At 57.8% G+C, this 10863-nt stretch carries 12 protein-coding genes; 3 read left to right on the top strand and 9 right to left on the bottom strand.

Features of this window, described 5'->3' with window-relative positions:
• Positions 1-244: LPXTG cell wall anchor domain-containing protein (locus tag HMPREF2891_RS02440; RefSeq protein WP_148131695.1), on the top strand; the 244-nt coding region annotated here is incomplete at its 5' end.
• A gap of 166 nt (positions 245-410) precedes the next feature.
• A complete protein-coding gene (locus tag HMPREF2891_RS09520) occupies positions 411-788 on the top strand; it encodes a hypothetical protein (protein WP_148131694.1) in 378 nt (125 codons plus the stop codon).
• On the opposite strand, the gene HMPREF2891_RS09945 is transcribed toward HMPREF2891_RS09520, so the two are convergent.
• The 9 genes from HMPREF2891_RS09945 to HMPREF2891_RS02395 all read right to left on the bottom strand — a co-directional run bounded on the left by HMPREF2891_RS09945 (position 713) and on the right by HMPREF2891_RS02395 (position 9353).
• On the bottom strand, positions 713-1054 hold the full coding sequence (locus HMPREF2891_RS09945; RefSeq protein ID WP_410002352.1) for a transposase: 342 nt from the start codon (positions 1052-1054) through the stop codon (positions 713-715). The genes HMPREF2891_RS09520 and HMPREF2891_RS09945 overlap by 76 nt on opposite strands.
• A 636-nt stretch (positions 1055-1690) precedes the next feature.
• Entirely contained in the window at positions 1691-2212 is a 522-nt protein-coding gene (locus HMPREF2891_RS02430; protein ID WP_070663789.1) for an ureidoglycolate lyase, read from the bottom strand.
• Positions 2213-2235: 23 nt separating this feature from the next.
• Positions 2236-3144: a carbohydrate kinase family protein gene (locus HMPREF2891_RS02425; protein WP_070663788.1), complete on the bottom strand. Its 909-nt coding sequence runs from the start codon at positions 3142-3144 to the stop codon at positions 2236-2238.
• Positions 3141-4022 (bottom strand): ABC transporter permease, encoded by an 882-nt coding sequence (locus HMPREF2891_RS02420; RefSeq protein ID WP_070663787.1) that lies wholly within the window; start codon positions 4020-4022, stop codon positions 3141-3143. Before HMPREF2891_RS02420 ends, HMPREF2891_RS02425 begins: the two co-directional genes overlap by 4 nt.
• Positions 4009-5082: an ABC transporter permease gene (locus HMPREF2891_RS02415; protein ID WP_070663786.1), complete on the bottom strand. Its 1074-nt coding sequence runs from the start codon at positions 5080-5082 to the stop codon at positions 4009-4011. Before HMPREF2891_RS02415 ends, HMPREF2891_RS02420 begins: the two co-directional genes overlap by 14 nt.
• Positions 5079-6608 carry an ABC transporter ATP-binding protein gene (locus HMPREF2891_RS02410; protein ID WP_070663790.1) on the bottom strand — a complete coding sequence of 510 codons (1530 nt, stop codon included), beginning with the start codon at positions 6606-6608 and terminating at the stop codon, positions 5079-5081. Before HMPREF2891_RS02410 ends, HMPREF2891_RS02415 begins: the two co-directional genes overlap by 4 nt.
• 9 nt (positions 6609-6617) lie before the next feature.
• Positions 6618-7619 (bottom strand): BMP family ABC transporter substrate-binding protein, encoded by a 1002-nt coding sequence (locus tag HMPREF2891_RS02405; RefSeq protein WP_070663785.1) that lies wholly within the window; start codon positions 7617-7619, stop codon positions 6618-6620.
• Positions 7612-8628, bottom strand: a complete 1017-nt coding sequence (locus HMPREF2891_RS02400) for an ADP-ribosylglycohydrolase family protein (protein ID WP_070663784.1) — start codon at positions 8626-8628, stop codon at positions 7612-7614. The genes HMPREF2891_RS02405 and HMPREF2891_RS02400 overlap by 8 nt, the downstream gene beginning before the upstream one ends.
• Complete coding sequence (locus HMPREF2891_RS02395; protein ID WP_261666831.1) at positions 8628-9353, bottom strand: GntR family transcriptional regulator; 726 nt, start codon at positions 9351-9353, stop codon at positions 8628-8630. The genes HMPREF2891_RS02400 and HMPREF2891_RS02395 overlap by 1 nt, the downstream gene beginning before the upstream one ends.
• A 1163-nt stretch (positions 9354-10516) precedes the next feature.
• On the opposite strand from HMPREF2891_RS02395, the gene HMPREF2891_RS02385 reads away from it, so the two are divergent.
• A partial coding sequence (locus tag HMPREF2891_RS02385; RefSeq protein WP_070663781.1) for a glutaredoxin family protein occupies positions 10517-10863 on the top strand: 347 nt, incomplete at its 3' end.

Below are 10863 nucleotides of genomic sequence, written 5' to 3'. Positions count from 1 at the left end.
AAACACTGAACTCGTTGCCTTCGAATACGTCTACGACGTTGATGGAGAGCTAGTGGGCACCCACGAGGATGTAAACGACAAGGATCAGACCATTAAGCTCGCAGCCGCTGACAACTCTGGTGGCGGTTCAGCTAAGGGACTGGCCAAGACCGGTGTGAACACCGCAGTGCTAGGAGGCGCAGCACTAGCGCTACTAGCCGCAGGTGGCGCAGCCGCCGTTGCATCTAAGCGACGCGAGAACTAACCCCTCGCTATCTATTAATAGTTAAGGCCCACACCGTTTGGTGTGGGCCTTAACTGTGCGCGCCACCCTACGCAATAGATGAAGTCCCAAGCGTGGACTGCAACAAACACCGGTTACGAACAGGAAAAACAGTGTCTAGACTCAAAACACTCATAAAACTACGGCTATGACCATCACAGCCACAGCCGTGCTAGCAACAAGCGCAGGACTTGCAGCTAACGCCCAAGATGAAAAAACAAAAGGCGACGCGTTAGAAGAAGTTGGGCAAGGCTACCACCTACAAATCGATGACGATCTGGTTTGGTTTGGAGGATTGAAAAACCCAGACGGACATGACCCCCTCATCTGGTCCACCAGATTCACCAATAAAATCCCCTACGACTCGCAAGGCTACTTTCTTAACGAGACCAATGTTGATAACCACCAAGACCCGCAGGGGTCTGCTGAAGCTTTGGTTGATTCCGAGGTTTATGCCGCCAGGGTGACGGTGTCTTTCATTATGGCCTCGAACTCGATGGGGGTCAGTTTCCCGAGTCGGCGTTGACGTCTCCTGCGGTCGAGCTCCGCAGGCGCTAAAAAAGCTGCGCTGGTCTTCAGGATCTCGTTGGCCCGCCTCAACTCCCGGACCTCGCGTTCCAACTCTGTGATCCGGGCCTGGTCTTCGGTGGTGATCCCAGGACGAAGACCGTCATCGACCTCGGCGTGGCGGACCCAGTTGCGTAGCGCTTCGGGGTGGACCCCCAACTGGTCAGCGACCCGCCAGATCGCTCCACGACTCGTCTCCGGGTCCTTCCGCGCGTCCAACACCATCCGCGTCGCCGGCTGTTGCAGCTCGACGCTACACTTCCTCGGTGGTGCCATAACTCTCATCCTTCACTGATTTGAGAGCCTCCACCAGACCCGGGGCGATTCAGAACTCTATTCTCCTGGCCGGTTCCGGAGCCACACTCCTCGACTATGCCAACTGGGCAATCAAGAATCTGCCCTTCACAGTAGACGAAATATGGGACATGGCCAGCAAGAACCCTCGCAGTCTCCTGAGCCTGCACGACAACGATGAGGTGACAGTCAACCTGGCAGGAGGAAGTCTGCAGGTCTTGACGGTAAGATTACGGGGGAATGGTGGTCGAGTGACGGGGGAATGGTGCGCACAGAGGAGCGCCCCTTGATCTTGGCGGGATTCGAAGAACCCGGAAGAGTCGAGTGGTTAATACGGTCGTAAGCTACCGTGTGGCAAACAACGGGATCGCTGCCTCAGATGAACCCCGATCCACGTCCCCGGACAACTACCCCAGATTGGCGCCCACGAGCCACGCAAGCGGCCTAACGCCACTTGCCAGGGCATCTGCGAGGGCTCGGCTGAAGCCTTCGTAATGGCTGCCTGCGGCCCAGCCATCACCGACGCGGCGACCACTCGCTGATGCCACCGTCCGGCACAGCGCCGAATTAACTTGGCTCGACCCCTACCACGTCCTCGAAACCTGACAAGGCATCGGACGTCACCCGAATGGTGACCGGACCGCCCACGATTGGAATCCAAGGATCCAGCGGTGCGCGGCAATCCGCGAGCCAGCCATAGGTGGCGGGTTCAGCGATGCCCCTACATGCATCGTGCCAGACGCCACGAGAGAGGCGGACGACGTCACCCGGATTCAGGAGGAAAGCTACGACCTCATCAGCGAGGGGCGCCTCACCACCTGGAGGCGCGACCGCGAGAACGATCGGTGTTGCAATCGTGAACAGCGTCTCCGTCGTGTGGAAGTGGCGCTCCATCCGTGCAGTGGCGACATCTAGGGCCTCACCGACAGTGATACCCAGCGACGGTTCCTCATCGTCGGCCCCACGGAAGGCTGGATAGAGCGCGCTGCTGAACGCGTAGCCCTTGCCTGTCCGCGCACCGGACTGCGGCCAGTAGTCACCGAAAGGCGCGAAGGCCTCCTTGCTAAGTCGTACTGCTGATATCTGCATAATTACAGTCCTCTTCCGTGTTTCTAGTTCTTGTCTAATCCGAGCAGATCGGGGCGTACGCGGGCCCCTTGAAAGGCAACGTGCTCGCCGGCCGTCATTGCCGCCTTCTGGATAGCATCAGTGTGGGAAGTTCCCGCCCAAGCGTGGGCGCAGTAGGTTGCTGCGAAACAATCGCCGGCTCCGGAGGTGTCCACAGCTCGACCGCTTGTCGGGGGGACAGAGGGGAACACGTCCACAGTTCCGTCTCGCAAGACTGTTCTTATCCCACGTGATCCGAGCGTGATGATCAAATCGAAGTGGTTGCGCTTATGCCATCGCTGGATGTCTTCTCGGCGCTCCAAGAACGTCTCCTCAGCCACGAAAACCACGTCCATCTTGTCTAGGACGGCGGCGGTGTCGTCGGTCGGCCAATCAGACGCCTCGAGCGTGCAGGCCATCGGGCCTACCGCCGTACCCAGCGACAGGATTGCCTTCGCAGATTCTGGTCGCAGAACTCCGAGGTAGGTTCCGACGGATCCTCGCAGCGCCAGCCGTCTGATGGTTGAGACAAAATCGGCCCTCAAGCTGGCGTAGTCTTCGCCCGAGATCTTTGGGTACTCAATGAGAATCGTGCGATCGGTGTCCTCCGGCACGATGAGTGTGCAGACGATCGGATCGACCGATCCGTTCTGCACCTCTACCTCAACCAACTCCACACCACGCGAGATCAGATCATCATAATCCGTTCGAGCAAGCGGGTCCGTTGTCGCCAACCCGACTGCAACGACATCAACATCGAACAGACGTAAAGCGGCCGCGAAGTTTCCTCCAACGCCACCTCCGAGGGACTCAGAGTGAGGAACCACAATCTTTGCACCTGGAACAGGTTTCTCTGAGGTGAAGAGCATACGGTCGACACAGGGCAACTCGAGCCAAACAACGATGGGCATCATTGCGCTACCAGCTCACTAGCCCCATGGCTTCGACGGAACAGGATGATGCCCTTAACCGAAACCGCGACAAGCGTGGCCAGATAAGGCAGAATCAACGCAAACTCCGAGGGCATCTCCAGCCGCTGCATAGGCACAGCGATCGCGCCCATGAAACCAAAGAGTAGAGCTGCCAAGGCAACCAGCCCGGGGCGCCCCACGCCGAAGAGGACAGCAGCGACCGCTATGTAGCCTGCGCCGGCCGTCATGTTGATAGTGAACATGTGGAGCCCGGAAAGTGGGAGATACGCACCGGCCATGCCAGCCAAACCACCACAAGCCAGCAGGGCGTAGATGCGTGTCTGGTCCGGATGAACCCCCACGGCTTCGGCAGCATCAGGATTACCCCCGACCGCACGCATGCGCAATCCGAACCGCGAATGATAGGTCACGAATTGGGCCGCGAGAACTGTCGCTACGGCGACGACCATCATGATATCGAATCGGCCAAACTTGGGCAGATTGCCAAAGGTGGTTGAGACCAACTGGCCCGTTGCCCCGAAGAGCGCAGTAAGGAGTACCGCTGTAAGAGCCAGCATGGCCAGGTTGATCAAGAATCCGGTGACCACTTCGTCCGCTCGGAAGTAGACCGTGCTGATGGCAAAAATGACAGCGACGAGGAGCCCTGCTGCAATACCACCGAGCAGTCCGAGCCACACACTTCCAGTCGTGTGTGCCACCGAGAAAGCCCCAAAGGCACCAGCGATCATCATGCCCTCGAGTCCAAGATTAAACACACCGACTTGGCTGGCGAAAGATCCGCCCACCGCGGCGATGACCAAGGGGACTGCACTCTGCAACCCAGCAACCAGAATAAAGAGTAGGGTTTCACTGCCGAACATCGCGCATCGCCTTTCGCTTGAGTGAAGCAAATAGCTTCCGGGCCGGATCGACAGCAAAGACAAGAATTAGCGTCGCGGCCAAAAATTGAATCATGTAAGGAGAAACGCCGGTGAACTGGGCAACTGCCAACTTGCTGTTCTCAAGTAACCCAAGAAACAGCGCCGCTCCGACGACTGCCACGGGATGATTCATCGCGATGACTCCCGCGAGCAGACCGTTCCAGCCCATGTTTGCGAACGCACCGTCAATGTATTGAGAGAGCACCCCTTGAACTTCGAAGGCACCAACTAGACCACCAATCGAGCCGGAGAGGAGGAATGCACGCAACTGTGTCTTCTGGAAATCCACTCCAATCTGGCGGGCATAGCCAGGGCTCTCGCCGACCGCGGTGAGTTCATAGCCAGAACGGGTCTTGAGGACCCAGATTCCTGTTCCAATAGTGATGAGGATGACAATCACAATGGACCAGTTTGCAGATGACCCCGGGCTAAGCAAGCCGAACATGACATCGTCACGCACTGGAGTACTGGTTACTGTGATGCTCTCGCTGCCATCCGCGTTGCGAGCAAGAAAGAACTGCCGAACCATGAGGTTGCACAGCAGAACAGCCATGTAGTTCAGCATTAGCGTCGTGACGATCTCGCTGACGCGGAAGTAGACGAAAAGTAGCGCGGGTAACAGCGAATACATCATACCGCCAACCAATCCAGCTAGGGCTGTCGTTATGAGCCCCGGGATTCCCCCGAATGGGAGCGCTGCACCAACCACAGCTGCACAAAGTGCGCCGACGATGATTTGACCTTCCACGCCGCAATTAAAGATGCCTGCACGAGCGGGGATGATATAGGCCACGGCGGAGAGCAGAATGGGTGCGGACCACCGAAGCCAGTTCAAGGCAGAGTCGCCGGTAGCAAACGAGGCATCGGTGACCACCATCAAGAAGTGGAGCGGATTCTCTCCATTTGCCATCACGATTAGTAGTGCAATGCCGAGGCCTACTGCCAGACCGATCAGGTATCGAGCGATGACCTCAGCCCAAGAGCGATTTAGAGTTTTCATGATTCCATAAGTCCTGTCATGGCCGCGCCGATCTCCTCTGTGGTGACTGAATCAGCTGCGTAAACTCCCACGAGGTGTCCGTTGTAAAGGACGGCGATTCTGTCACTGACCTGGAAGATCTCATCTAGATCACTAGACACGAGAATGCAGGCGTCGCCGCTCGCAGCGGCTTGCCGGATCTCAGCCCGGATGCGCATAGCGCTCCCAATATCAATTCCGCGAGTCGGCTCCTCCAAAACAGCGACACGCGGTCTGGCACCGAGGTCGCGCGCAACGATGAACTTTTGGAGGTTACCGCCGGACAGTGACCCCGGCAGCACATCTGGCCCATCGGATTTGACGACTCCCCGTTTGATGAGGTCGTCCGTATGCTGTCGTGCTGCGACCACGTTAAAGAACCCACGTCGGTAAAAGCGTGGATTATCGTAGTCAACACCGACTGCGGAGAACCACAGTGGTTTGGTTGCTACGGTTGCCTCTTCGTTACGATCGGAGGGGGAACTCCTCAGACCCAAATCTCTGAGCCTGCGAGGTGTTGTACTTCCAGCCCAAGGGTAAGGAGTCAACTCACCATCGCCCTTGGAGATTGAAATCTCTCCAGAGAGAGGCGGTGCAAGCCCACTGATAACGGATACAAGTTCATCCTGGCCAGAGCCAGCAACGCCTGCAATCCCAAGTACCTCACCGAAGTTCAACTTCAGGTCGAAAGGACCCAGCTGTCGACTTCCTTCGTCGTTCCAGACTTTGATCCCGTCCAGTTGAACTGCGACCGCGCCCAGGGGTTGCTGTTCCTTATTGATGGTCGGGAGTTCTTCACCCAACATCAGCTTGGCGAGTGCTCGAGGGGTGAGGTCACCCGGTTCGGTTTCCGCAACCAGTTGCCCTCGCCTCATGACGTAGATCATGTCCGCGAGGCGCAGCACCTCGTTCAACTTATGAGAGATGAAGACGACTGACTTGCCAGACTCGCGAAGAGTATCGATGGCCTTGAAGAGCGACTCGGCCTCCTGAGGGGTCAGGATTCCGGTCGGTTCGTCGAAAATGATGGTGTCAACAGAGCGATACAAGACCTTCAGGATCTCCACACGTTGACGGAGGCTAACCGGTAGGTCTCGTACAAGGGACTCAGGGCGGATTGGAAGACCGAACTCCGCGCTGACATCGCCTACGCGACGGACGATCTCTCGCCGAGCCAACCGACCTCCGGTCACGGTCTCCCAACCCAGGCAGACGTTCTCCCACACCGTTAGCTCTGGCACCAGCGCCATCTCCTGGAAGACCATGCCAATGCCGCTTTGTGCTGCAACCCTTGCGCTGGTGAGGTCAAGGACCTGACCATCCCTGCGGATAGTGCCGGCATCCTTCTCAACAACGCCGGCCAGAATCTTTACCAGGGTTGATTTGCCTGCGCCGTTCTCCCCGACAATCGCAGTTACTGCCCCCGGTCGGATGACGACACTCACGTCATCTACTGCCTGTACAGAGCCGTATCGTTTCGAGATTCCCTCGAGGCTGATCTCACCCACGTTCACACCTCACCGGCAAGAGACCTTGACGGCGCCATCGCGAAGCTGCTGCTCCACTTGGTCCACCATCTCCTGAGTCTCAGGATCAAGAGCGTCGTAGTCACGCTGGTCGTAGAGAGGAGCTCCCTCAGTGGAGTCGTAGACGAACAAACCGCTCACGAACTTGTCTTCAAGAACGTTGATAGTGGACGTATACGTAGCAGCGCCAGCATCCTTAAGCGCGGACCAAGGAACGCTACCTTCCGCCACATCTCCCTGCCACGTGTCTGAGCCGATGGCCTTGATACCTCTGTCTGCAGCGCCATTGATGACGCCAAGCCCTGTCTGGTTAGCGGCCTGGAAGATCACGTCGATGCCCTCACCAGCCATCGAGTTAGCAATCTGTTGGCCCTTTTGCGGATCGGTGAAGGTTCCCGCGTAGTTGACGATGAAATCCACTGCGGGGTCAACGCTCTTCAAGCCAGCCTCAAAGCCGCAGGCCCATTCATTCACAACGCCCATGTCCTGCCCACCGACGAAACCAATCTTCTTGCTATGCGTCAGGCTGGCTGCAACCACACCTGCGAGGTAGGAGGACTGTGAAGAGTCGATCAGCACGGTTTGTACGTTGTCCAACTTTGGGTCAACCGCAGAGTCGATAACCAAGAACTTAGTGTCAGGAAACTCCGGAGCTACACGTGCCACAGCATTGCCTAGGTCGTCCCAAAGCACAGCAATCGGATTGTTGCCAGCTTGAGCTGCACTACGCAGCTGCTGCTCGTATGCCCCAGCCTGAACGCCTGGGATCTGCTGAGCCTTAAGACCCTTCTCCTGGGCCGCCTTCTCCATCCCTGCAAAGACAAGGTCAGCGAATGGATTCCCGGCAGGCTGGTTCATGATGAGTACGGTTCCGCCTCCTTGGCCGCTTGTCGGAACCTCAGCAGGATTCGGCTCCCCCACACGAGTTCCGCAGCCAGCGGCAAGGGCTACCACGGAGAGGGCCGAGATGAGGAAAAGTGAGATCTTACGCATGGTGCGTCCTTTCAATAAATGCTTCTGCGATTTGTTCCACATCGATGTGGTTGGCGGAACTGACCAGCTCTCGCCAGGGCTGCGGGAAGGCAGTCGGTCCGCTGAAAGTGCCGCCGATCGCGGCGGCCATACAGCCAACAGTGTCTGTGTCATCTCCGATGTTTGCGGAGTAGATTGCACAAAGGCGTCCGTCGCCTTTTGCTAGAGCAAAGATGGCGATTGCTGCGGGAACTGACTCCGACGTCGCGAGCCCCGCACCGATCTGGTTGGCAAGCTCGTCAAGGCTGGACCGCGGGTCATTCAGCTGAACAAGACCCAGGGCCTGCACGATGCGCCTTGCCACATCGGGCCCGGCAACCTCTCTACCCTGACGGAGCCCGAGTTCTGCACCCAAGCGTGCCCCTTCAGTCGCGGCACGGACAACATCGTCCACTGTGGATCCAGAATCAATCGCGACGCTGCATGCAGCAGCCACTGCTGCCGCACCGGCGATAGCCAGATTTGTATTGTGAGTTGGTCCACACAACGCGGCGGCGTTCGCTACCGCGGCCTCAAGGTCGCCAGGAACCATCCACCCAGCCGGGGCGGCCTTCATGGCACCACCGTTGCTGGCACCGGTAAACGACATCACGTCGCCCCGCCCGGCTTCAAGGGGATCGTGTCCATCTTGAATCATCGCCAGCGCCCGCTTGGTGCTCGGCCCAGCGTAGCGAGCGTAGCGGGGATCATCAGCCCATGTACGCATCGCTCGAACAGCCATCTCTACAGAGAAGTCACGCCCGCGAGCAACGTTCGCCATTGCCAGCAGAAGGGAAGCATCGTCCGTTATCTCCCCCGGGACCCTGTCCTGACCATACGGTTGCGCCTTGAGTGGCTGAAAGTCATCCATCCACCCATAGAGTTCGGCAATCTGTCGCGCTGTGAGGGTTTCAGTGATCGCACCCAGGGCGTCTCCGATGATTGCCCCGTAGATTCCGCCAAGTAGCCGTTCGCTCTGATCGCTTGTCATCAGTTACTTCCTGTCTTAGTCGCGTAGGTAGCAGTGAATGAGAATGAGGTGTGGTCATAGAAGGTCTCTGAGTACTCGATCTGTCCACTACGGGTGTACGCAGTTCCAGCGAGTAGCACAACGGGGGTGCCCCAGTCCGCATCGAAATGGGCCGCGAGTTCGTCATCCATGGAGGTGACCTGCAGCTTGGTCTCTGCAAAGACCACTTCTTCACCCTGTTGGCTAAACCAGCCATAAAGAGAGTTCCCAGCCGTGAAGTACTCACGGCTCGGAAGATCGGTGACGTCATCACGAAACCAGGAGCGCGTGAATATGCGAGTCCGCCCATCGAACTCCACACTCCGTTCGAGATGCAGGGCCGATGAACTCTGCAGGCGAGTGAAACGTCCTTGGACTCGATCGGGGACAGACTCGACGACCTCGAAGCACCATACCTTGGTCTCGAAAAGGACGCCCAGACGCCGCAGTTCCTGTGTGAATGAAGTCCACGTCGCCAGTTCATGTTGGATTGGTTCAGGGCTCACATACGTCCCACTGCCAGCCCGACGGTGAATCAGCCCAGCTGTCACGAGCTGTCCCAGAGCAGCACGAATGGGCGCGATACTGACGTCTAACTCGCGGGCGAGGTCTACCTCGCCCGGAAGACGTTCCCCTGGCTGGTAGTGGCCGCCCTGAATCCTGGCCACCAAGGTCTTCCGAATCTCCTCTGTGAGGGTCGCCTTCATAGGTCGTGAGGCCTCATTGCTCTCCATATCAAAAGCATGCACCACGTAGACGCGCTTGTCAAGCAATCCCTCAAATATGTCCCGATTCAGGCTGAATAACCCAATGCACGTATACGCATTTAGATGCTACTGAGCACGGAACGCCGACCGGGATCGTGCATGAAGCTCACGACGGCAGAACGGTCCTGGAGATCCTCATGGCAGTGAAAATCCCCAAAACTCGCTCCCAGAAGTGCGGCACAGCGCACGCTCTTTGCCGCACAGCACGAGGCCTGCGCCCTACCCGCACGATGAACCACTACACAGTCCGACAACCACCAGAGCAACCAGCACGACAGCCGTCAAGAGCACCCGGCGCAGATACGCAGGATCCGATGGCTTCGCGATCTGATCCTCAAACGGGCCCCTTCAACCCACTGCTTTCTGTGAAGGGCCCAAGAAACTCCCTAGATAACACAAGGCCGCACTCACGTTCACGACCACCCACCGCCTCGGCACAGACCGCGCAATCTCCTCCCTAGTGACTGTCCTTCCGATACCCCCCCCAGGGGAAGTGCCACACACCTCTTGCACTCTCGGGGCATTTCAGCTGTAGGCCGAACAGTCTGGGGTTTCTTTTTGTGTGACGGCGTCTCTGCACAAGCTGACTGCGGGGTCGGGGAATGACTACCTGACCCGGCAGGTTGCTGTGCAGGACACCACCGAGACATCAGTTAGGGTCTGCTGAAGGTTTGATTGAGTCCGGGGGTTTATGGCGCCAGGGCGACGGAGCTTCTCATTATCAACGTCGACACGAACGGGCTAACCTCGGTACGCACAGGCCCGGGCAAGGCAGCAGACGAGGCAATCCGGAAACAGAAAATAGAGTTCGACACTGCCGAACCACAGCCCACCCCCAGCCTGAGCCCCAACCAGAACCTGAGCCCACGCCAGAACCTGCACAGCCAGCAGAGTCGGCAACCACGTCGGAGGTGGTGTCCACTTGCTCAAACAGGCACAAACCTCGCACCACTCGGCCTAGCCGCACTGCTAGCCACGGGTGGCGCAGTGACCCTTGTAGCTAAGCGACGCAAGAACTAACCCTCACTCCTCTATTAACCGTTAAGGCCCGCACCTAAAGGTGCGGGCCTTAACTCTGTGTGCGCACACCCTACGTAGCAGGTATGAGCGAAAACATTACTATTTACACCACTCCGCATTGCCCAGGTTGTGCCCTAACCCAACGCAAGCTAGACAAAGCAGGAATCACTTACGACGCTATCGACCTAAGTAAGCGGCCCGACCTGGTAGAACAGTTCAAAAACGAGGGCCTACTATCAGCCCCGATCATAGAAACCCAAAAGGGCCGCTCGTCCGGGTTTAACCCTGAACGCATCCGCGAAATCATCGCCCTAGCAGACCCCTACACCAAACCAAAACAGAGGGAGCAAGCCAACAATACTGGCAACCCCAGCGTTACCAGCAAGGCTAGCCACGCCAGGAACCCCAATCATTCTGCAAGCGCGCAGCA

The sequence above is a fragment of the Actinomyces sp. HMSC065F11 genome, from assembly GCF_001813085.1.
Lineage (GTDB): Bacteria > Actinomycetota > Actinomycetes > Actinomycetales > Actinomycetaceae > Gleimia > Gleimia europaea.
The sequence above is the reverse complement of the archived record's forward strand: the minus strand, read 5'-3'. Positions and strand labels throughout refer to the sequence as shown.